At 66.6% G+C, this 22,012-nt stretch carries 20 protein-coding genes; 11 read left to right on the top strand and 9 right to left on the bottom strand.

Annotation, left to right across the window (positions count from 1 at the left end; genetic code table 11):
• The first annotated feature begins 3 nt into the window (after positions 1-3).
• Positions 4-1,047 carry a Gfo/Idh/MocA family protein gene (locus QO015_RS04865; RefSeq protein ID WP_266281101.1) on the top strand — a complete coding sequence of 348 codons (1,044 nt, stop codon included), beginning with the start codon at positions 4-6 and terminating at the stop codon, positions 1,045-1,047.
• A 3-nt stretch (positions 1,048-1,050) separates the two neighbouring features.
• Positions 1,051-1,968: an amidohydrolase family protein gene (locus QO015_RS04860; RefSeq protein ID WP_266281102.1), complete on the top strand. Its 918-nt coding sequence runs from the start codon at positions 1,051-1,053 to the stop codon at positions 1,966-1,968.
• On the opposite strand, the gene QO015_RS04855 is transcribed toward QO015_RS04860, so the two are convergent.
• The 5 genes from QO015_RS04855 to QO015_RS04835 form a co-directional block, all read right to left on the bottom strand.
• The gene (locus tag QO015_RS04855) at positions 1,965-2,753 is read right to left on the bottom strand and encodes an SDR family NAD(P)-dependent oxidoreductase (protein ID WP_266281103.1); all 789 of its coding nucleotides are present in this window, start codon (positions 2,751-2,753) and stop codon (positions 1,965-1,967) included. The genes QO015_RS04860 and QO015_RS04855 overlap by 4 nt on opposite strands.
• 11 nt (positions 2,754-2,764) lie before the next feature.
• Positions 2,765-3,547 (bottom strand): ABC transporter permease, encoded by a 783-nt coding sequence (locus QO015_RS04850; protein ID WP_266281104.1) that lies wholly within the window; start codon positions 3,545-3,547, stop codon positions 2,765-2,767.
• On the bottom strand, positions 3,540-4,355 hold the full coding sequence (locus tag QO015_RS04845) for an ABC transporter permease (RefSeq protein ID WP_266281105.1): 816 nt from the start codon (positions 4,353-4,355) through the stop codon (positions 3,540-3,542). The genes QO015_RS04850 and QO015_RS04845 overlap by 8 nt, the downstream gene beginning before the upstream one ends.
• Complete coding sequence (locus QO015_RS04840) at positions 4,348-5,130, bottom strand: ABC transporter ATP-binding protein (RefSeq protein WP_266281107.1); 783 nt, start codon at positions 5,128-5,130, stop codon at positions 4,348-4,350. Before QO015_RS04840 ends, QO015_RS04845 begins: the two co-directional genes overlap by 8 nt.
• A 178-nt stretch (positions 5,131-5,308) precedes the next feature.
• Positions 5,309-6,400 carry an ABC transporter substrate-binding protein gene (locus QO015_RS04835; RefSeq protein WP_266281108.1) on the bottom strand — a complete coding sequence of 364 codons (1,092 nt, stop codon included), beginning with the start codon at positions 6,398-6,400 and terminating at the stop codon, positions 5,309-5,311.
• A 171-nt stretch (positions 6,401-6,571) separates the two neighbouring features.
• On the opposite strand from QO015_RS04835, the gene QO015_RS04830 reads away from it, so the two are divergent.
• Positions 6,572-7,369: an alpha/beta fold hydrolase gene (locus QO015_RS04830; protein WP_266281109.1), complete on the top strand. Its 798-nt coding sequence runs from the start codon at positions 6,572-6,574 to the stop codon at positions 7,367-7,369.
• Positions 7,370-7,372: 3 nt separating this feature from the next.
• Here QO015_RS04830 and QO015_RS04825 read toward each other — a convergent pair whose 3' ends face one another.
• From QO015_RS04825 to QO015_RS04815, 3 genes are read right to left on the bottom strand one after another with little or no spacing between them, the layout of a single operon-like run.
• Complete coding sequence (locus QO015_RS04825) at positions 7,373-8,536, bottom strand: MFS transporter (RefSeq protein WP_266281111.1); 1,164 nt, start codon at positions 8,534-8,536, stop codon at positions 7,373-7,375.
• 10 nt (positions 8,537-8,546) lie between these two features.
• Entirely contained in the window at positions 8,547-8,960 is a 414-nt protein-coding gene (locus QO015_RS04820; RefSeq protein ID WP_266281113.1) for an SET domain-containing protein-lysine N-methyltransferase, read from the bottom strand.
• Positions 8,957-9,907, bottom strand: coding sequence for a hypothetical protein (locus QO015_RS04815; protein WP_266281114.1), 951 nt, complete (start codon positions 9,905-9,907; stop codon positions 8,957-8,959). Before QO015_RS04815 ends, QO015_RS04820 begins: the two co-directional genes overlap by 4 nt.
• A 412-nt stretch (positions 9,908-10,319) precedes the next feature.
• Here QO015_RS04815 and QO015_RS04810 point away from each other — a divergent pair, with 412 nt between their 5' ends.
• From QO015_RS04810 to QO015_RS04800, 3 genes are all read left to right on the top strand, one after another.
• On the top strand, positions 10,320-12,512 hold the full coding sequence (locus QO015_RS04810) for a putative bifunctional diguanylate cyclase/phosphodiesterase (RefSeq protein ID WP_266281115.1): 2,193 nt from the start codon (positions 10,320-10,322) through the stop codon (positions 12,510-12,512).
• 51 nt (positions 12,513-12,563) lie between these two features.
• Complete coding sequence (locus QO015_RS04805; RefSeq protein ID WP_266281116.1) at positions 12,564-13,799, top strand: winged helix-turn-helix domain-containing protein; 1,236 nt, start codon at positions 12,564-12,566, stop codon at positions 13,797-13,799.
• 126 nt (positions 13,800-13,925) lie between these two features.
• On the top strand, positions 13,926-16,064 hold the full coding sequence (locus QO015_RS04800; protein ID WP_266281117.1) for a putative bifunctional diguanylate cyclase/phosphodiesterase: 2,139 nt from the start codon (positions 13,926-13,928) through the stop codon (positions 16,062-16,064).
• 6 nt (positions 16,065-16,070) lie between these two features.
• Here the strand turns inward: QO015_RS04800 and QO015_RS04795 are convergent, their stop codons facing one another.
• Positions 16,071-16,718, bottom strand: a complete 648-nt coding sequence (locus QO015_RS04795; protein WP_266281118.1) for an SGNH/GDSL hydrolase family protein — start codon at positions 16,716-16,718, stop codon at positions 16,071-16,073.
• 172 nt (positions 16,719-16,890) lie between these two features.
• Here QO015_RS04795 and QO015_RS04790 point away from each other — a divergent pair, with 172 nt between their 5' ends.
• The 5 genes from QO015_RS04790 (at position 16,891) to QO015_RS04770 (ending at position 21,998) form a co-directional block, all read left to right on the top strand.
• Positions 16,891-17,475, top strand: coding sequence for a nitroreductase family protein (locus tag QO015_RS04790; protein WP_266281119.1), 585 nt, complete (start codon positions 16,891-16,893; stop codon positions 17,473-17,475).
• A 324-nt stretch (positions 17,476-17,799) separates the two neighbouring features.
• A complete protein-coding gene (locus tag QO015_RS04785; protein ID WP_266281120.1) occupies positions 17,800-19,092 on the top strand; it encodes an ABC transporter substrate-binding protein in 1,293 nt (430 codons plus the stop codon).
• A gap of 116 nt (positions 19,093-19,208) precedes the next feature.
• On the top strand, positions 19,209-20,099 hold the full coding sequence (locus QO015_RS04780; protein ID WP_266281121.1) for a carbohydrate ABC transporter permease: 891 nt from the start codon (positions 19,209-19,211) through the stop codon (positions 20,097-20,099).
• On the top strand, positions 20,096-20,908 hold the full coding sequence (locus tag QO015_RS04775; protein WP_266281122.1) for a carbohydrate ABC transporter permease: 813 nt from the start codon (positions 20,096-20,098) through the stop codon (positions 20,906-20,908). Before QO015_RS04780 ends, QO015_RS04775 begins: the two co-directional genes overlap by 4 nt.
• Positions 20,909-20,918: 10 nt before the next feature.
• Positions 20,919-21,998 (top strand): ABC transporter ATP-binding protein, encoded by a 1,080-nt coding sequence (locus QO015_RS04770; protein ID WP_266281123.1) that lies wholly within the window; start codon positions 20,919-20,921, stop codon positions 21,996-21,998.
• Positions 21,999-22,012: the final 14 nt, after the last annotated feature.

Raw genomic sequence — 22,012 nt, 5'->3', positions numbered from 1 at the left:
CGCATGACGGCCCCCCTCCGCATCGGCCTCATCGGCGCAGGGGCCATCGGCGCATGGCACGCGCGGATCGTGGCCGAGCGCCGGGATGCGGTTCTCGCCGCCGTCTGTGACAGCGACGCCGGTCGCGCTTCGGTGCTGGCCAGTCGCTACGGCGCCAAGCCTTTCGTCGATGCCGTCGACCTCTTCGCCGATGCGGCGCCGGACGGCGTCATCATCGCGAGCCCCGAGCGCGTCCATGGCGAGCATGCGCGCCTCGCCGCGGAGGCTGGCGTGCCGATGCTGATCGAGAAGCCCGTCGCGCCCGATCCCGCGGGCGTCGAGGCGATCCGGGCCGTCACCGAGGCGGCCGGGGTTGCGGTGATGGCCGGCCATGTCGAGCGCTTCGAGATCGGCTCGGCCGCTCTCAAGGCCGCCGTCGCGCAGGGCGTCTGTGGACGGGTCGTGACGGTCGCGGCGCGCCGGCAGTTCGTCGCCGCCGATACGCCGCGTTTCCGTGGGCTTTCGACGACACTGCGCATCCTGGGCGTGCATGATTTCGACCTCGTCTCCTGGGTGCATCCGGTGCCGGTGGTCGAGGTCTATGCCGCGAGCGGCCGTGGCCGCGTTTATGAGGAGACAGGGCTCGACGACCATGTCGTGACGACGCTGCGCTTCGCCGACGGCGCCGTCGGGCTCGTCGAGAGCGCCTGGACGCTGCCGCAGCCCTATGGCGTCTTCACCAGCCCCGAGGGATGGTCGCCGGCCGGCAACAACCGGCTCGACGTGTTCGGCGCCACCGGCATGATCTCCAACGACATGAGCCTCAGAGGCCAGCAGCTGATCGCCTTCGACGAGGCGGCCGGCTTCCGCGCCGCCGGCATCCGCCACCAGCCGATCCTTCACGGAAGGGTCACCGGCGCGCTCGCCGAGGAGGACTCGGCCTTCATCGCCATGATCGCCGACGGAACCCCCCCGGTTGTCGGGCTCGACGATGCGCTGAGGGCGGTGCGGCTTACCGAAGCAGCAGAGGCATCGCTCGCGAGCGGCCGGCCGGTTCGTCTGGACTAGCCGATGGCGAGCTATAGCGGGCCGGTCGTCGATGCGCATCACCATCTCTGGCAGCGTGGCCACGCGACCATCCCCTGGCTTGCCGGCGCCGGCAACGAGGCGCTCGCCGACGACATGGAGCCCGCCGACTATCACGCCGCCGCCGACGGCCTCGACGTCGTCGCGACGGTCTGGATCGAGGCCGTGGCGCGCGATCCGCTGGCTGAGGCGGAAGCGGCGGAGGAGCTTCACCGCGTCGATCCGCGCATCGCCACCGCGATCGTCGCGCATGCGCCGCTCGACGCTCCGGACATCGCCGGGCGGCTCGACCAGCTAGCCGCCGCCACGCCGCGGCTCGCAGGCATCCGCGACATCGTCGCGGTGCGGCCGGGGCATCCGTCCTTCGCCCGCGCGCCGGATCTGATGCGCCGTCCGGCCTTCGCGGCAGGGCTCGCCGAACTCGCCCGTCGCGGCCTCGTCTTCGACATGATGCTGGAGCCTTGGCAGATGACCGATGCGCTGGAGCTGGCGCGGCGCCTGCCCGAGCTGCAATTCGTCATCGAGCATGCCGGCAGCCCGGATTTCGCTTCGGGGGACGGCACGAAACTGTGGCGCGAGGCGATGCGGTCGGCCGCGGCGCTGCCCAATATCGCTGTCAAGATCTCGGCGCTTCACTGCCGCATGCCGGGCTGGACCGATGCGCGCCTCGCGGAGCCCATCCGCGAGCTCGTCGACTGGTTCGGTCCTTCGCGCCTCGCCTTCGCGAGCGACTTTCCGGTGCACGACCGCACGGTGCCCTTCGCCCGCGCCTTCGAGACATTCGCGGAGGCGGTGGCACATCTTTCCGACGACGAGCAGGCGCAGATGTTCGCGGGGACGGCGCGACGGCTCTATCTAATCCAGCCTTTTGAGCGTCTCTCGCCCGCGACGACCGCCCGCTAGACGATCGTGCCGCCGTCGACGAGGAGGTCCTGGCCGGTGATGTTGCGGGCGGCGGGGGAGAGCAGGAACAGCACGGCCTCGGCGATGTCGTCAGCGGTGCTCATGCGGCCGAGCGCGCTGGTGGTCGCAAAGCGGGCGAGGCGCTCGTCAAAGGTGATGCCCTCGATCGCGGCCTCCTCACCGAGCTGGCGGGTGAGGCGCGGTCCTTCGACGCCGCCGGGCGAGACCATGTTGACGCGCACGCCGGCGCCTCCGGCTTCGAGCGCGGCCGACTTGGTCAGCCCGCGCAGCGTCCATTTGGTGGCGCCATAGAGCGAGGCCTTGCGCACGCCCTTGAAGCCGAAGGTGCCTCCGATATTGACGATCGACCCCGCCTGACGAGCGATCAGCTGCGGCAGCATCGCCTTCATGACGAGGAAGGTGCCGAGCACGTTCACATCGAACAGCTCGCGGAAATCCTCGACCGAATGCTCCCACAGCGTCTTGCCGGTCGGACCCGAGACGCCGGCGACATTGACGGCACCGTAGAGGCGTGGCCCGAAATACGCCGAGGCTGCGGCGACGGCGGCATGCACCTCCGTTTCGTCCGTGATGTCGGCCCTGACGACAAGCGCGTCGCGGCCGAGCGCACGCACATCTTCGGCGACGGCCTCGATCGGCCCCATGTCGCGTCCGATCAGCACGAGGTCGCCGCCCGCCGCCGCGATGGCGAGCGTTATGGCGCCGCCCATGCCCTTGGCGGGGCCGGTGACGAGGATAGCGCGATCCTGAAGCCTCATGAGCATGGTCTCCGCCGTCAGCCGCGCCAGGAGGTGAGGCGCCGCTCGACGGCCGTGGTAAGCGAGAAGATGAGATAGGCGAGCACCATCGAGACGATGACGGCCGCCCAGAGCAGGTCGTTCTTCCGATAGGACGCGGCGTCGAGGATCATGGTGCCGAGGCCCGGCGCACCGGACAGCCATTCGGCGAGCATCGCGGCGAGGATCGCGCTCGTGGCAGCGCTGCGGAGCCCGGCGAAGATGAAGGGCAGCGCGAAGGGGAGCCGCACCTTGATGAAGGTCGCCGATCCGCTCGCGCCGAGCACATGCATCAGTTCGAGCGCGTTCTTGCGGGTCGACGAGAACCCCTTCATGGCGTTCACCATGATCGGGAAGAACGAGACGATGACGACGACCGCGATCGCCGTGCCGATGCCGCGCCCGAACACCATGATGAGGATCGGCGCGATGGCGAGAACCGGCGCCGTCCGGAGGCCGATCACGATGGGGAGCACCGCCCGGGTGACGGCCTTCGAATTGACGAAGGCGGCCGCGAGCGAGATGGCGATCACGAAGGCGACCGCGAGGCCCGCCGCGGCGTTGCGCAGCGTATAGAACACCGCGAGGCCGATCTTGCCAGGACTGGCCTGGAACGCCGCGAGCGCCGCCTCTGGCGGCGGCATGATATAGGCCGGCACCGAGAATGCCGTCACGAGCAGCTTCCAGATCCCGATCAGGACGACGGCGAAGCCGAGCGGCGCGACGAGGCCGCCGAACGACAGCTTGCGCCGCTCCCTGGATGCGGCAACCGCCTCAGCCATGGCCGCCTCCTGTCGCTCCGATCGGATCCTGCGGGCCGCCGAGCACGATCCGCTCGGCGAGTGCCACGAGCCCGTAGGCCAGCGTCGCGACGAAACACACCGCGAGGATGGTCAGCCAGGCCAGCGGCACGTCGAAGGAGAACAGCGCATAGATCATCATGATGCCGAGGCCGCGATCGGCGCTGACCCATTCGGCGATCAGCGCGCCGAGCACGGAAAGCGGCGCGGCGATCTTCAAGGCCGAGAAGAGGTAGGGGAGGGCCGAGGGGAAGGCGAGCTTCCTCAGCCGTTGCCAGCGCGATGCGGCAAGGATGTGGAAGAGCTCGGATACGTTGCGATCGACCGCCTTGAAGCCCTGCACGACGCCGACCAGCAGCGGGAACAGCGCCGCGATCGTTGCGATGACGACACGCGACGACATGCCATTGCCGAGCCAGACCATCAGGATCGGAGTCAGCGCGATCAGCGGGATCGAATCGACGACGATGCCGAGCTTGAGGATCGTCGCCTCGGAGCGGCGCCAGGAGATGGCGATCGCGCCGAGCGCCAGCGCGATCAGCGTCGCGAGGACGAAGCCGGCCAGCGCAGAAAGGACCGTCGGCACCATGTGATAGAGGAGATCCGACCACGACCGGCCGAAGGCCTCGGCGATTTCGCTCGGCGCGGGTACGGTGATCGGCAGCAGCCCGCCCATCTTGGCGCCCTGCCACAACGCGACGAGAACCAAGACGATCGCTGCCGGCGCCGCCACGCCACCGAGCATGGCGAGAGCCGCGCGTCGGGCCGGAAGGGTGGCTCCCTCAGCCACCTGCGACCGCCTTCAGTTCGTCGCCGAACAGGGCCGCCCTGACGGCGTTCTCGAAATGGTTGAAGGCGGGCGTCTGCAGCATCGCCAGTTCGCGGGGGCGGGGCAGGTCGACCTCGATCGAGGTGACGAGGCGGCCGGGATGCGCGGCGAGCACATGGACGCGATCGGCCATGAACACCGCCTCGCCGATCGTGTGCGTGACGAGGATCGCCGTCGTTCCCGTCTCCTGCCAGATGCGCAGGAGTTCCATGTTCATGCGCTGCCGGGTGATCTCGTCGAGCGCGCCGAACGGCTCGTCGAGCAGCAGCACCTTCGGCCGCAGCGTCAGGGCGCGGGCGATCGAGACGCGCTGCTGCATGCCGCCGGAAAGCTGGGCCGGTTTCGCATTCTCGAAGCCTGAGAGGCCGACGAGGCGGATGAGGTTTTCCGGCCTCGGCCCGTCACCGATCGGCCCGCCGGCCACCTCGAGCGGCAACTGGATGTTCTCGAGCACCGTGCGCCAGGGAAGAAGGCTCGCATCCTGGAAGACGAAGCCGATCTCGTGGCGGAGCCTCGCCTCGCCCGGAGGGAGCCCGCCGACGCGGATGGTGCCGGTGGTGGGCGCGAGAATGTCGGCGACGAGCCTGAGCAGCGTCGACTTTCCGCAGCCCGACGGCCCGATCAGCGCCGAGAAGCTGCCAGAGGGAAAGGTGAGCGAGATGTCGTCGATCGCGCGCACCGACCGGCGGTCGATCTCGAAGTCCTTGACCACATGGTCGATCAGGATCTCGGTCATGGATCAGTCCAAACTCCGTCGCGCTCGCGCGCTTGCCGGAAAGACCCTCACCCAGGCCCTCTCCCGCGAGCCGGGAGAGGGGAAGATCCAGGCGGGTCCGGCCTTAGCCTCTCGCAAGGGAGAGAGCAGAGTGGAAGGCAGGTGAGGGCCTTTCGCGGGCCCCCCACCCGGCGCTCGCTCACTTGCCGTGCGCGGCCGCGATCAGCTTCTGCGTGACGACGTCCTCGACCTTGACCTGACCTTCCTTGAGATCGCCGGCCTTGATCGAGAACTCGATGCCCTGCTGGAAGACCGAAGGCTCGATCCAGAGCAGGCCGTTCTTCGCCGCGTCGCCGACCGGGATGAAGTCCTTGTAGACGCCGGCCTCGGCCGTCTGGGCCTTCAGGTCGAGCCCGCGCTGGCCGTATTTGTCGACCATCAGCTTCGCCATCGCGTCGGGATTGTCGAGGAACCACTGCCAGCCCTTGATCTCGGCCTTCAGCCAGCGCGTGATCAGGTCGGACTTGGTGTCGATCGACTCGTCGGTCGCGTAGAGCACGCCGGCATAGCCCGGCAGCCCGAGATCGTTCATGTAGGCGACGACGATGTCGACGCCGCGCTCCTTGAGCATGACGCCTTGATTGGTCGCCCAGCCGTAATAGCCGTCGACCTGGCCGGCGGCGAGGATGCCGGGATCCGTGCCGACCGGAACGTAGTTGACCGTCGACGGGTCGATGCCGGCCGACTTCAGCAGGATGTCGACCTGCGGGCGGGTCGCGTTCGGAAGCGCGATGGTCTTGCCCGGGAAGTCCTGCAGCGTGCGGATCGGCTTCGACGGCAGCGACATGATCGCGCCGGGCGCCTTCTGCATGATCGCGGCGAAGGCCTTGACCGGGACGCCGCTGATGCGGTTGCGGATGACGCCTTCGACATCGCTGTCGCTGGTCATGACCTGGCCGCTGGCGACGAGCGCCGTGCCGTCCGTGCCGGGACCGCCGGCGAGGAACTCCGCCTCAATGCCCTCGTCGGCGAAGTAGCCCTGATCGATCGCCGCGAAATGGCCGCCGAACTGGATCGACTTGATCCAGCCGAGCTGGTGCACGAACTTGTCGGCCGCATAGGCGGTGCGCGGGCCGAAGGTCATGGCGCCGGGCGCCAGGAACACGCCGGCGAGCAATCCACCGCCTGCCTTCATCAGCGAGCGGCGATTGAGGTTGAGGGTCGGCACGGCGAGGACGACCTTGTCGGCCGTGGCCTTGCCGGAAGCGGGCTTGCGGGTCTTGTCGGTCATGGACTGCCTTTCTGGCGTTCTCGCTGGAAGGGACCGAAAGGACATCAGCAAGCTCTGTGCCACGGGGCTTTCGCGGAAAGCCGACTTTCTACAAAATACCATTTTGCCGATAATCCTCGTCTCTGGCGAAGATTGCGGCAGATGGATCAGATTTGAGCAGGAGAAGGCACAGTGCGCCTGGTCGCCAACGGCATCGGACACGAAGTCCTTATCGCAGGACCGGAGGACGGCCCGCCCGTGCTCCTCATCCACGGGCTTGGCTGGGATCACAGCCTGTGGAAGGGCCAGATCGCGCGCCTCGCCGCAGAAGGCTACCGTGTCGTGGCGCCGGATCTTCGCGGCATGGGCGCCACCGACAAGCCCGATATGCCCTATGCGATCGATCTCTATGCCGAGGACATGCTGGCGCTGATGGACGCGCTGTCGACCCCGCGCTTCGCGGTGGCCGGCTTCTCGCTCGGCGGCATCGTGGCCGCGGCCATGATCGGCAAGGCGGAAGAGAGACTCGCAGCGGCTTTGATCGCCTGCTGCGCGGTTCATGCGACGCCGGGCGGGGAAGCGGGCACCGAGGTGATGCTGGCCCGGGCGACGACACTCGGCCCGCTCGCCTTCGCCCGCGAGCAGGCAGCGGCCATCTGGCATGAAGACTATGCGGCGGAGAATCCCGAGGCGGTCGAGCGCTTCGTCGTCTGGCGCGCCGGCATGGACCAGGCGGCGCTCAGGCGTGCCTTCCGGTCCGGATATCGGGTCGATTACCGGCCGGCCCTCGCGCGGACCAAGGTGCCCGTCCGCTTCATCGCCGCGGACCGCGATCCTTTCGCTTCTGTGGCGGCGATGGCGGAACTGGACGGGCTGACGCCTGATTCGGACCTCGTCGTGATAGAGCGCAGCGGCCATATGGCGCCGATCGAGCAGCCCGCCGCCTTCGACGCGGCGCTGATCGACTTTCTCGACCGGCAGGCGCGGTGAGTCTCAGTCTTCTGCGGCGAGTTCGATGCGTCGGCGCGGCCGGACCAGGAAGGCCATCAGCGCCAGGAAGCCGAGCGCCACGGTGAGCGGCAGCGCCTCGACGCCGAAGAGATCGATCAGGTAGCCGATCGGTGTCGCGCCGACGACCGAGCCGGCGGAATAGGCCATGGCGAACCCCGTCGAGACGACGGCGAGGCGCTGGCCGCGGAAGTCCTGGCCGATCAGCACGATGCCGAGCGTGTAGAGCCCCGAGACCGTGCCGCCGGCGATGAAGAGCACCGGCTCGAGGATGAGGCCCCTGCCCATGACGAAGGGGAGGGCGAGCGTGCTGACGACGGCCAGCGCCGCGCAGCCGATGAGGGTCAGCCGCCGTCCGTAGCGATCGGCCATCCAGCCGAGCACCGCGACGAGGATCGCCTCGCCGAGGCTGAAGACCGCGACGAGCCGCGAGGCGGCGGCCTCGGAAAGGCCGTGCGCCAGCCCGTAGAGCGGCAGCAGGCTCTGCATGGCGGTCTCGCCCACCCCGGTCAGGAAGGCGGCGGCAATGAGCGCGCCGGCAAGGCCGAGCGCGGTGCGGAGCGTCGCTGCGCTGCCCGTCTCCTCCTCGTCGGTCTCGCCGACGGCCGAGCGGATCGACAGGGCGACGGCGACGCCCACCGCAAGCGGCGCCATGGCGGCGATGAGCGGCAGGCTGCCGGTCGATCCGGTCGCCGAGAGCATCAGCGGGCCGACGAACTGGCAGGCGGCATAGAGCGTGCCCGACGCGCCGACGATGCGGCCGCGATTGCGGTCGTCCACGACGCCGTTCAGCCAGATCTCGGTCGTCGTCCAGAGCGCGGAGAAGCAGGTTCCCATCACGAAGCGGGCGACGAACCAGACGGCGAGATGGTCGAAGGCGAGGATCGCCGCGAAGGACAGGAATGACAGCGCGAACTGCGCCGCGACCAGGAACTTGAGGCCCAGTCGATCGATCAGCGCCGGCAGGAACGGGCCGAAGATGAGGATGCCCGCGCCGGCCAGCGAGGCGTTGAGGCCGATCAGCCAGGTGGCGATGCCCTTCGATTCCAGCGCCAGCGAGAAGAAGGGATAGCTGTAGCCGAAGAGGAGCGCCTCGATGCCGATGAGCAGCAGGACGCCGGCGACCGGCCAGAAGCGCTTGGCTGTCATGCGGCGGCGGTCAGATTTCGCACAGCGGCTCGGGGCACCAGCACTTCTTGCCCTCCGGAACGAGGTTGAAGGTCCGGTAGTCGGCCGTCAGTTCCTCGCCCGGCGCGATGTCGCGCGTCGCGAAGACATAGATCTGGTCCTCGACGCGGGTGTTGGGGCGGCAGGAATGGTTGAGGAAGTCGACGCCGGCGGGGGTCTCGGTCGGCAGGAAGCAGAGCAGCTTGCGGCCGATCAGCTTCAGATGCACCGATTGCCGCCACCAGAAATCGTCGAGTTCGTCGGCGCGGTCGAGATCGATCAGCAGCGCCTTGCCGTCGAAGAAGCCGATCAGGGCGTCCTTGGGGATCGCCGTCCTCGCATAGATCGCGCTGTGGTCCTCGCTGATGGCGCGGACCTCGACGAAGTCGTCGTTGGTGTAGCTCATAGGCTCGCCCATCCCATCGTATCGAAGGCCGGAATGCCGCCGGACTGGCCGTCGCGGTTGCTGGAGGAGCGGACGCCGTCATAGAGCGCCGCCGACCATTTTTCGGCGAGGCGACGGGCATAGACCACGGGCATCTCGTGGCTGTGACGCTCCTTCACCAGTTCGGCGAAGACCGGATCGTTGTGTGGCGCGTACCAGACGCTCTGATCTTCCGAAAGACTCACCGCGCGTTCGGCCCGGACGGAAACCTTGTTGTAGGCGTTGATGGTGTTGACCGACATGTTCTGCCAGGCGCCCGCGCAGCGCATCAGCAGCCGCTCAAAATCCTCCCGCCGGACAATCTCGTGGGGCGGGCGGCCGAAATGGCGGATGGAAAGGTCGCGCACCAGCATGCCGAAGGCGAAGGCATCGGAAGTCGTGTTGATGGCGAGGAACGGCGCGCTGAGCGAGGGATCGTAGAGCGGATCGGCGGGATCGGCCGCATGGCAGCAGAACGCGACCGGAAAGAACTCGTATCGCGTCGGCAGCCCGGTCACAGGGCAGTCGATCTCGACGGGAATCGCGACGGTTTCGCTGCGGATCAGCGCGCCGGCGCTGTCGGCATAGCCGGCATCGACGATGATGTCGCCGAGCAGCCGCAGCTCCGAGGCCGAATCGATGAAGCGCTGCCTCGTCTGCACGATCGCCAGGAACCCGACCTTGCGATAGAGCGCGACATTGTCGGCGAAGCGGTCGAAGGCTTCCGAAAACTGATAGCCGTTACGGACATGGGCGACGACATAGCGGCCGAGCTGAAACTCGCGCTTTCCCGCGGAGCATCTCAGATCATTTTCGAGCCAGTCGTCGAAATTGAACGGGTGGAGGCTGTTCGATCCGTGCGGGAACGGACAACCGGATGCGGCGACCGGTTCGGAACCGGCCGGCGCATGACGCGACACGACTGACATGACGCCCCCAAGCGACGAAACGCAAACACAACACAACCAAAGCGCTGCATTAGGAGCCGAGCATTAACGATTTGTCAACTATATCATCCGTCTTTCGGATGAGCCGACGCGCGTGGCCGATTCGAGAAACTTAAGGAAATCCAATGAGTTGAGTCGATCCACCATAACCGGATCCCGACTGCGAGGATCTTTATGATACTCGTGAAGGTAGTGTCATCGCAGGCGCCAGGTCAGGTTGAACCTGCCTGCTGGCAAGATGCGCGAAGCAGAGGCGCCCGCCTGGGGACAGGGGCCGAAAAGCAGCGGTGCGGCGGGCAAACAGAGCGATGGCTAAAATTCGATCGAAAATCATTAAGTCCGTATAAAAGTCCATGCACTAGCCTCGCGTCGTCGAATGAGTTGGACGATCGGAATGTCGAATCCCATCGCCGGGCGGATCACGCTGAATCTGGTGGCCGGCATCGTCATCACGGTGGTGACGGTCATCGCGGGCATCGCCTGGATGGCGCATCGCCAGAACGATCAGGCAGCCGAAGGAACCCGGACGATGGTCATGGGGGGCATCGATGCGATGCACACCCGTGTCCAGGGCCTCGCCAACGACTATTCCTGGTGGGAGGAGGCTTACGACGCCTATCAGCGCGGCGACGGCGCCTGGATCGAGGCCAATATCGGAACAGGCATCGTCGACACGCAGATCGCCGATTTCCTTGCGATCATCTCGCCCGAGGGCAAGGTGGCCTATGACTGGTGGACGCCCGAATCCGCTCCGCGCCCGAAGGATGTCCTGAACGAGGCGACCATCGAGCGGATCGAGGAGCTGATCCGGAGCGCGCCGGTCGAGAACAACGCCGCGCGGTCGGGCTATCTCGTTACCAAGGCGGGCACCCTGCTGTTCGCAGTGTCGCGCGTCGCGCCGGTTTCGAAGGCCGAGAGTGCCGACCCCTCGAAGCTGCCCTTGCTCGCCATGGGCTTCTATATCGACGGCGAACGGCTCGCTGATCTCGGCAGGACCTTCCTCATCAACGACCTTCATCTCGACTATACGAGCGTCGATCAGGATTCGACCTTCCCCGCGATGGTCGATATCTTCGGCAACACAATCGGGCATCTCGTCTGGACACCGCCTGCACCGGGTACGGCCGTGCTGCGCAACGTACTCCCGCCGGTCGGCGTCGTGCTGGCGCTTTTCTGCCTGATCGCGATGGGGACGGCGATCCGCGCCCGGCGCCTCGCATTGCTGCAGGCGCAAAGCGAGCAGCAGGCGGTCGTCGCGGCCCGGACCGACAGCCTCACCGGCCTCACCAACCGCTTCGGCTTCAGCGAGATCAGCGAGAGCCCGACCTTCGCCGACGCCTGCCGCCGCGGCGAGGCGGCCATCGTCTATCTCGACGTCAACGGCTTCAAGGCCGTGAACGATTCCATCGGCCACCAGGGCGGCGACGAACTCGTCCGCCGCCTCGCCGAGCGGCTGTCGATGATCATGCCGCCGGACGCGTCCTTCGCCCGGGTCGGCGGCGACGAGTTCGCGCTCGCGCTCGTCGGCCGCGCGGCGCCGCAGGCCGTGGCCGGCGTTGCATCGGCGATGGTGCATTCGCTCGACCAGTCCTTCACGGTCGGCGGCTTCCAGTTCCAGGTGACCGCGGCCGTCGGCTACGCGGTCGCCGAGGGCGAGGAGATGACCCCGGCCGAGCTGCTGCGCCGCGCCGATCTCGCGATGTACCAGGCCAAGAACTCGGCCGAGCGCGACGCGGTGCCCTATCATTCCGGCCTCGAGACCGGCGCCCTGCACAAGAAGCGTCTCGGCTTCGCGCTCCGGAGCGCGATCGAGGAACAGCAGCTCTCGGTCGTCTACCAGCCGATCGTCCGCGCGAGCGACCTCGCCGTCGTCTCGCTGGAGGCGCTGGTACGCTGGGATTCGAAGGAGTTCGGCCGTGTTTCTCCGGCCGACTTCATCCCCGTCGCGGAGGAAACCGGCGTCATCCACGATATCGGCCGCTTCGTCTTCCAGCGCGCCTGCGAGGATCTCGCCGCGTGGCCGGGCCTCAAGATCTCGGTCAATGTCTCGCCGGTGCAGCTCCGCGACCCGAACTTCGCCAATGACCTCGCCGCCATCGCGCGTCGCAACGGCGTCGTCCCCAACCGCTTCAAGCTGGAGCTCACGGAGGGTCTGCTCGTCCGGAACCCGACCATCGCCAAGCGCAAGCTCGCCCGCCTGAAGTCCATGGGCTTCGGCCTGTCGCTGGACGATTTCGGCACCGGCTTCTCCTCGATCGGTTATCTGCGCCAGTTCCCGTTCGACTGGCTGAAGATCGACAAGTCCTTCGTGTCCGAACTCGGTACGAACCCGACCGCCAACGCCCTGATCCAGTCGATGATCGCGCTCGGCGACGCCATGGACATTGCCGTCGTGGCGGAAGGCATCGAGACGCCGGAGCAGCTAAAACTGCTTCGGCTGCTGCAATGCGAGTTCGTGCAGGGTTATCACCTGGCGAAGCCCATGAGCGCGTCGGACGTGACGGCTTTGCTCGCCCGGCTCGGCGAGGGACGACGAATGTTTGCCGGCGGCGCCGACTCCGGCTATGCGGCCGAGAGGACGAACTGATCCTCGCACCGCGCCGGACTTGGATCCGCGCGCAGGAAACGGTCGATCGCCATGACGGAACTTCCCGCGCACGCCGGCGTCGATCTGTCCGCCGCCGAGGCCCGCAACCTCTTCCTCGGCGCGCAGGGGTTCTCCGCGCGCCGCTCGGCGACGCCCTCGGCCTGGCCGAAAGCCGAGGCTGCTGCCCGGCGGATGGGTCTCCTACAGATCGATTCCGTCAATGTCCTCGTCCGCTCCCATTATCTGCCGCTGTTCAGCCGCATCGGCGCCTATTCCCGCGCGGCGCTCGATGCTCGCGCCTTCGAAGCTGGCAGACGTCGCAGCTTCTTCGAATACTGGGCGCACGAGGCCTCGCTGCTGCCGCTCGAACTGCAGCCGCTGATGCGCTGGCGCATGCGCCGGGCCTTGGAAGGCGTCGGCATCTATGGCGGCGTGCATCGCTTCGCGGTCGAGAATGCGGGATATGTCGAGGCGGTCCTTGAGGAACTCGATCGTCGCGGGCCGCTGGCGGCCTCGGAGCTCGAGGATCCCGGCGAGCGCAGCGGTCCATGGTGGGGCTGGCACAAGGGCAAGACGGCGCTTGAATATCTGTTCTGGACCGGTCAGGTGACGAGCGCCTCTCGGCGCGGGTTCGAGAGGGTCTACGACCGCCCGGAGCGCGTCCTGCCGGCGGACATCCTCGCTCTGCCCGATCCCGGCGAGGCGGAGGCGATCCGTCGCCTGCTCGCGCAATCCGCCCGTGCGCTCGGCGTCGCGACCGAAATCGATCTGCGCGACTATTTCCGCCTTCCCGTGGCGGAGACCAAGGCGGCGCTGGCCGATCTCGTCGAGGATGGAACGCTGCTGCCGGCGACCGTCGAGGGATGGCGACAGCCGGCTTTCCTCGACGCTGCCGCGGGCGCGGCGAAGCCGGTCAACGCCACAGCGCTGCTCTCGCCTTTCGATCCGCTCGTCTGGCATAGACCCCGAACGGAGCGGATCTTCGATTTTCACTACCGGCTCGAGTTCTACACACCGGGCCCGAAGCGGGTATTCGGCTATTTCGTGATGCCGTTCCTCTATCGCGGCCGGCTCGTCGGCCGCGTCGACCTCAAGGCCGACCGCCCCGCTTCCGTGTTGCGCGTGCCCGGCGTCTTTCTGGAACAGCGGGTGCGAAAGGCCGAGCCCGTGCTGGCGGCGCTGGCCGATGAGTTGCGCCATCTCGCCGCCTGGCTCGACCTCGATGGCATAGCCGTGACCGGTGCCGACCCTGTGGCAAGCTTGCTTGCCGCCCGGCTTTCCGATTGATCGGCTTGAATCCGCGAGACAGGCTTCATCTGTCCTTAAAGTTCGAATGGTTTGGATGAAGCGTCTGCGGAAACCTTGGCGGCGATGAATATCTTTCGGCGACCCACGGCACGGTTCGCGGTCCAGGTGGCACTTCCCGCCCTGCTGATCGTCGCTGCCGCCATCTTCGCGGGCCAGCTCATCCTTTCCGACATGGCGCGCGAAGTAGATCGCAGCGAGACGCGCAGCATCGAGCGCTCCGTCAATGCGGCCCTCAACTCCTTCCTGCTGCGGCTGCAGGACACGCATGGCGACTATGCCGTTTGGGACGATGCCGTCGCCAATCTCTATGACAAGATCGATCCGACTTTCGTCTCGACCAATCTCCAGGACTCGACGAGACAGGCAATCCTTTTCGATACCGTCTATCTGCTGGACGAGAACGAGCGCACCGTGTTCGGCTTCAGCCGTGGCCAACCCGCTCTGCGCAGCGCGGGCGCTGAATACGGAGCCGCGCTCGACGCCATGGTCGCCAGGGTTCGGCAGCGCTCGGGCCCCTTCGACGCGGTCACCGCTTTCGTCGAGGACCCATCGGGCGATATCCATGCCCTCGCGGTCGGGTCGATCCTCCCGTCCTCGGCCACGATGCCGGCGCCGCTCGGCAAGCCGCGCCTGCTCGTGCTGGGTCGCGCACTCGACGCCGCGGCGCTCGCCCGCATCTCCCGCGAGTTCGTCCTCGATGGACTCGTCCTCTCGCGCCAGCAGGCCGCGGCCGCGGGCGGGTTGAAGATCACCGATCCGACCGGGAAGCAGATCGCGTTCGTCAGCTGGGCCTCGCCGCGCGAGGGTTACGCCGCCTTCCGGCGGGTTCTGCCCACCGCCTATCTCGCCGTGGGCCTCGTCTGCCTGACCATGCTGTTCCTGATGGCGATCGGCTATTTCAACCTGGTGGAGTTGCGCAAGCGCGAACAGCAGGCCGTCTTCGCCGCCAATCACGATGCTCTGACCGGACTTCCCAACCGAACCTCGCTCGCACGGGCACTGGAGGCGGCGGTGGAGACGCGGCGGCGCGAGGGCACGGCGGTCGGGCTGGTCTATCTCGATCTCGACGGCTTCAAAGAGGTCAACGACACCTATGGCCACGAGTCCGGCGACTATCTGCTGCGCCATGTCGCCAAGGGTTTCGCCGAGATCTGCGAAGGCTCGGGTCTGCTTGCCCGTGTCGGCGGCGACGAATTCGCCGTCGTGCTCGACAAGCCGGAGACCGTGAAGCGCGCCGCAGAAATCAGCGACCGTCTGGTCCGTTTCCTGGACGATCCGGTCGCGCTCAACGGTCGCTTCGTGCAGATCGGCACCAGCATCGGAGTCGCGCTCGCCGACGACGAGGCGATCGGCGCCGAGGAACTGCTGCGCCGTGCCGATGTCGCGATGTATCTCGCCAAGGAATTCGGCCGCAACCGCGTCGCCTTCTACGACCCGTCGATCGATGCCGCCCGCGCCGAGCGCATGCGCCTCGCGGACCAGTTGCGCGAGGCGCTCAAGGAGGGTCGGCTCGCGGTCGTCTATCAGCCGATCTTCGATGCCGCGACGATGCAGCCGAGCGGGGTCGAGGCGCTGGTGCGCTGGCTGCATCCCGAGATCGGCTTGGTGCCGCCCGATATCTTCGTGCCGATCGCCGAGGAAAGCGGCCTCATCGACCAGATCGGCTCCTTCGTCATGAAGAGGGCCTGCCGCGACGCGCTCGACTGGCCCGGCGTCCGCCTGTCTGTGAATGTCTCGCCGGTCCAGTTCCGCAATCCGGCCTTCGATTCCATTCTCGCGGGCCAGCTCGCCGAGATCGGCTTTCCGCCCGAGCGGCTGGAGATCGAGATGACCGAGACGCATCTCGTGGCCAATCCCGAGCGCGCGCAGTCGATCATCGCCAGTCTCCGAGCGCGCGGCGTCGCGGTATCGCTGGACGACTTCGGCACAGGCTATTCATCGATCGGCTATCTGCGGCGTTTCAGCTTCGACAAGCTCAAGCTCGACCGCTCGCTCGTGATCGGCATCACAACCGACCAGCGGGCGCGCGAACTCTGCGAGGCGACGATAGCTATTGCCCGCGCCCTCGACCTCAAGGTGACGGCCGAGGGCGTCGAGACGGAGCGCGAGGCGGCCGTGCTGCGCCAGGCTGGCTGCGATTTCCTGCAGGGCTATGCCTTCGCGCGACCGATGTCCGCGGAGGCCGCCGGCAGTTTCCTGCATTCGACGGTCCCGCAGGCCATTGCGCTGCCCTGGAGCCGCTAAGGCGTTTCAGGCGATTCCGGCGACCGCGACCGCTACCGCCTTGCCCAGAGCCTGATGCGCGTCGGGATCGAGATGCAGGCCGTCATAAGCGCTGGATCGCATGACCGTCCCCGCATCGAGGAAGGCGACGCCATGCGCCTCAGCGACCGCGCGATAGAGCGGCGCCAGCTCCAGCGACTTCTCGTAGCCGCCCACGAACATGCGCCCGATGTCGGGCCGCTCGCCGGTGTGGTTCAGCATCGGCGCCGGGGCGATCAGGAGGATCTTCGGCACGTCGCCATTGCGGCCGGCTTCCGCCTGCTTGACCACCTTCACGAGCTCGCCCGCACCGGCGGCGATGTCGGAGCCAGGCACCGCGAAGCGGGCCTTGAGATCGTTCGAGCCGAGCATGATCGCGACCACGTCCAGCGGGCGATGGCTGCGCAGGCACGGCATCAGATAGGTCTTGCCGTTCATGTAGGCGCCTTCGACCGGGTCGTCGTGCACCGTCGTGCGGCCGGGAAGGCCTTCCTCGATCACGCGCCAGCCTTCGCCTAGTGCCGCCGCCATCACGCCTGGCCAGCGCTCCTCCCAGGCGTATCGGTCGTCGGGCCGGGCGACTGTGGCCGCGCCCCATGTGTTGGAGTCGCCATAGGCGAGCACCGTCTTCATCATGCGTCCTCCACTTGCGCGGCCCTGATCCGGCGCCGCGGCGGCCGCGATGATGGCGCGACATCGGATCGCCCGCCAGCCTGTTCGATGTCTCTCGATGATGGCCGGACGGCCCTGCCCGCTCTATCCTCTCGTCGCGGCCACGCCGCTCCCCGAACGACAGCCTCAGGAAGCCATGATGCGCAAGCGCGCCGAGACCGACGCCCCCATTCTCGATGTGATCGCCGAGCGGTGGAGCCCGCGTGCCTTCGATCCGGACCGGAACATGACAGAGGCGGATCTGCTGCCGCTGTTCGAAGCGGCGCGCTGGGCGCCGTCTTCGAGCAATTCCCAGCCCTGGCGCTTCGTCTATGCCTTCCGCGGCGAGCCGGCCTTCGAAGCGCTTCTCGACGCGGCAGTCCCCGGCAACCAGGCATGGGTCAAGCGCGCCTCGGTGCTCGCCTATTCGGTCGCCCGCCTCCATTCCGACAGCGGTCGCGCGCTCTGGCACAATCGCCACGATACGGGCATGGCGCTTGGCTATCTGTTGCTGCAAGCGACGGCCAACGGCTTCGCCGTCCATCCCTTCGGCGGCTTCGACAGCGACAAGGTCATGGCCGCGGGCGGAATTACGGGCGATTTCGAGCCCGTCGCGGGGCTCGCCATCGGCTATGCCGGCGACCCTGCGGTGCTCGGGGAGGGCGAGGCACGCGAGCGGGAGCCGCGCACGCGCCGCAAGGTCGCCGACTTCGCCTTCCACGGCCGCTGGCCCGGCGCCTGAACACTGCTGAACAGCGCTTCCCGTATTGTTAGCTCGATTGCGGGATCGTAATATCATGATCGCTGTGGCGCCTGCGTGCGCCGCAGCAAACATGCTCCAACTGATAGAATCATGGAGCAAAGTCAGCGCGATAGCGCACTTTTTCCCGCTTCTGGCAAAAGCGATCCAGGCGCGCTTGACAAAGCGTCGCATGCTCTCGCTAATGATACCGGAATTGAGGCGGATGAATGCGCCCTGCGTGCCGAGCGGGAGGAGATGGCGAAGGCCATTCCGCCCGGCGCGCCGGGCGGGATCCGGGCATAGCGGGAGGACCTTATGACAAGGATGAAGCAACTGGGTTCAGGCGTGCGTGCAGGCGGTCGCTTCGCGGCGGCCCTGGTCGGCGCGGCGATGATGGCAAGCGCCGCCTTCGTCAGCGCGGCTTCGGCCGCCGAGCTGACGGTCTGGTGCTGGGACCCCAATTTCAACATTCCGGCCATGAAGGACGCGACGGAGCGCTACACCAAGGCGCATCCCGACACGACCTTCACCATCGCCAACATCACGCAGGACGAGATCAACCAGAAGCTTCAGACGCAGTTCCTCGCCGGTGTCACCGACGGCCTGCCGGACATCGTCCTCATCCAGGACGACAACATCCAGCGCTTCCTGCAGTCGTTCCCCGGCTCCTTTGTGCCGCTGTCGGACTCGATCGATATGTCGAAGTTCGCGCAGTACAAGGTCGCCGCCGCGACCCATGACGGCAAGTCCTACTCGCTGCCCTTCGATTCCGGTGTCGCGGGCCTCTTCTATCGCACCGACTATCTGGAGCAGGCCGGCTACAAGCCCGAGGACCTTCAGAACATCTCCTGGGCCAAGCTGATCGAGATCGGCAAGGACGTTCTTGCCAAGACGGGTCACCCGCTGGTCAGCATGGACTACAATGGCGACGACCTCATCGTCCTCATGATGCAGTCGACCGGCCAGTGGTACCTGAAGGACGGCAAGGAGCCGAACATCATCGGCAACCCGGCTCTCAAGGCCGCGCTCCAGACCTTCCAGACCATGGCGAAGGAGGGCATCATCAAGTCCGTCTCGGGCTGGACCGATTACACAGGGTCATTCACCTCCGGCCAGGTCGCCGCGGTGCCGCAGGGTGTGTGGATCACCGGCACGATCAAGTCGGTGCCCGACCAGTCGGGCAAGTGGCGCGTGGCGCCGATGCCGATCCTCGAGGGCGTGGAAGGGGCGACCCACTTCACCAACAATGGTGGCTCGAGCTGGTACGTGCTCGCCTCGTCCAAGCATCAGGACGAGGCCGTCGACTTCCTCAAGACCGTGTGGGGCGGCGACGTCGACTTCTACCAGGGCATCCTGATCAACCAGGGCGCTGTCGGTTCGCTGCTGGCCGCCCGCGAAGGCGCCGCCTACAAGGAGAGCGATCCGTTCTTCAACGGCGAGCCGGTCTGGCAGAACTTCTCCGACTGGCTGGCGAAGGTCCCGACCGTCGACTACGGCACCTTCACGCCGGAGGCCCGCATGGCAGTCCGCGCGCAGATCCCGAACATCGCCAATGGCGGCGACATCGACGAAGCGCTGAAGGCGATCGACGCGCAGCTGCGCCAGCAGATGCAGTAACCAAAAGTCCTTTCCCATGGGGGCGGGCTCTCGGGCCCGCCCCGCTCCGTCAGTCTCTTCCCGGCGAGGCTCGTGGCCACGCCGTGGTCTTGCGGCATTCATGATCGGAAGGACGCATGGCGAAGACGCGTTTGGACCGCAGCGAGCAGATCAACGGCTGGGCTTTCGTGATGCCTGCGCTGGTGCTGCTCGGCCTCTTCATGATCTACCCCATCATCTGGTCGCTCTGGATGAGCTTCCAGGTCGGTCGCGGCGCGAATTTCAGCTTTGGCGGCTTGGCGAACATCCAGCGCCTCGCCAATGATGCCCTGCTGATCAAGGCGCTGACCAACACCACCATCTTCTTCTTCATCCAGGTGCCGATCATGATCGTTCTGGCGCTGCTTCTGGCAGTCGCCCTCAACGATCCGACGCTGAAGTTCCGGGGTCTGTTCAGGACCGCGCTGTTCCTGCCCTGCGTCACGTCGCTCATCGCCTATTCGAGCCTGTTCAAGTCGATGTTCTCGACCGACGGCATCATCAACCAGGCGCTGCTGACGCTGCATGTGATCGGGACGCCGATCCCCTGGCTGACCGACCCGTTCTGGTCGCGCGTCGTCATCATCACCGCCATCACCTGGCGCTGGACCGGCTACAACATGATCTTCTACCTGGCCGCGTTGCAGAACGTGGACAAGTCGATCTACGAGGCCGCCCGCATCGACGGCATTCCGGCCTGGGCGCGCTTCACGCGCATCACGATCCCGATGCTGAAGCCGGTGATCCTCTTCACGACGATCCTGTCGACCATCGGAACGCTGCAGCTCTTCGACGAGGTCAACAACATCACGCAGGGCGGTCCCGGCAACGCCACGCTGACGCTCTCGATGTATATCTACAACCTGACCTTCCGCATGATGCCCAGCTTCGGCTATTCGGCCACCGTCTCCTGGGTCATCGTCGTGATCGTCGCGGTCCTGAGCTTCATCCAGTTCATGATCGCCCGCGACCGGAGGAGGGCAACATGAGCCTCGCTCTCCTGCGCCGCGGCGTTGTCTATGTCTTTCTTTCGGTCGCCACCTTCTTGTCGGTGTTCCCGTTCTACTGGATGGCGGTCGGCTCGACGAACCAGTCGCCCGACATCGTCCGCGGCAAGCTGGGTATCGGCAGCAATCTCCTGGTTAATTTCCAGCATCTGATGACCCAGGTCGACCTGCCGCGCGTCTTCGGCAATTCGTTCCTGATCGCCGTCGTCTCGACGGTGCTGACGCTCGTCATCTCGTCCTTCGCCGGCTACGGCTTCGAGATGTTCCGCTCGCGGATCCGGGAGCGCATCTTCCAGCTCCTGCTCCTGCTGCTGTCGATCCCGTTCGCCGCGCTGATGGTGCCGCTGTTCGTGATGATCTCGCGCGCTCAGCTCAACAACACCTTCACGGCGGTCATCCTGCCGGGCATCGCGTCGATCTTCATCGTCTTCTATTTCCGCCAGGCCACGAAGGCGTTCCCGCGCGAACTGCGCGACGCCGCCCGCGTCGACGGGCTGAAGGAATGGCAGATCTTCCTCTTCGTCTACATGCCGACCATGCGCTCGACCTATGCGGCGGCGACGATCATCATCTTCATGAATGCCTGGAACAACTATCTCTGGCCGCTGATCGTGCTCCAGACGCCGGAGAACAAGACGATCACGCTCGTGATCTCGACGCTCACGGCGGCCTATACGCCGGATTACGGCGTCATCCTGCTCGCCACCGTGCTCGCCACGGCTCCGACGCTCGTCATCTTCTTCGTCCTGCAGCGGCAGTTCGTGCAGGGAATGCTGGGAGCGGTCAAATGAGGAACCCATCATGACCAGCCTCAGCCTCAAGGGCGTGCGCAAGTCCTACGGCAACCTTCCCGTCATCAAGGGCGTCGATCTCACCGTCGAGTCGCGCGAGTTCGTCGTCTTCGTCGGACCGTCGGGCTGCGGCAAGTCCACCCTGCTGCGCATGATCGCCGGTCTCGAATCGATCACCGGCGGCGATCTGGAGATCGGCGGCAAGCGGATGAACGACGTCGATCCGTCGAAGCGCGGTATCGCCATGGTCTTCCAGTCCTATGCGCTCTATCCGCATATGACCGTGCGCGAGAACATGGGCTTCGCGCTCCGTTTCGCCGGAAAGCCCAAGGACGAGATCGCCCGCCAGGTCAACGAAGCCGCGCGCATCCTGGAACTCGGGCCGCTGCTCGACCGCCTGCCGGCCCAGCTCTCGGGCGGACAGCGGCAGCGCGTCGCCATCGGCCGCGCCATCGTGCGCCATCCCGACGTGTTCCTCTTCGACGAGCCGCTGTCCAATCTCGATGCCGAACTGCGCGTCCATATGCGCATCGAGCTTGCGCGCCTGCATCGCGAATTGCAGGCGACCATCATCTATGTGACGCATGACCAGGTCGAGGCCATGACGCTGGCCGACAAGATCGTCGTGCTGCGCGAGGGCGAAGTCTCGCAGGTCGGAACGCCGCTGCAGCTCTACGACGATCCGGACAACCTGTTCGTCGCCGGCTTCATCGGCTCGCCGAAGATGAACTTCCTCGCCGGCGAGGTCGTCGAGGCCGCCGCTGGCAGCGCGACGATCGCGCTCGTCAACCATGGCGGAGCACGCCTCACCAAGCCACTTGGCGGTCCGCTGCCGAAGGCGGGCGAAAAGGTGACGATCGGCATCCGCCCCGAGCATTTCGGCGAGGCGGGGGAGGGCACCGACCTTTCGCTCGCCGTCGACGTCGCCGAGCATCTCGGCTCGACCACCTATGTCTATGCCAACGCAGGCGGCGAGCGGCTGATCATCGAGCGCGAGGAACGCCATATGGGCGACAGCGATACCATAGCGGTGTCGGTCCCCATCGAGGCGGCATTGCTCTTCGACGCCGCCGGCAGGCGGCTGCGCTGAATTTCCAGGCTTCT

Origin of the sequence: Kaistia geumhonensis (genome assembly GCF_030815145.1) — a bacterium.
GTDB lineage: Bacteria > Pseudomonadota > Alphaproteobacteria > Rhizobiales > Kaistiaceae > Kaistia > Kaistia geumhonensis.
The sequence above is the reverse complement of the archived record's forward strand: the minus strand, read 5'-3'. Positions and strand labels throughout refer to the sequence as shown.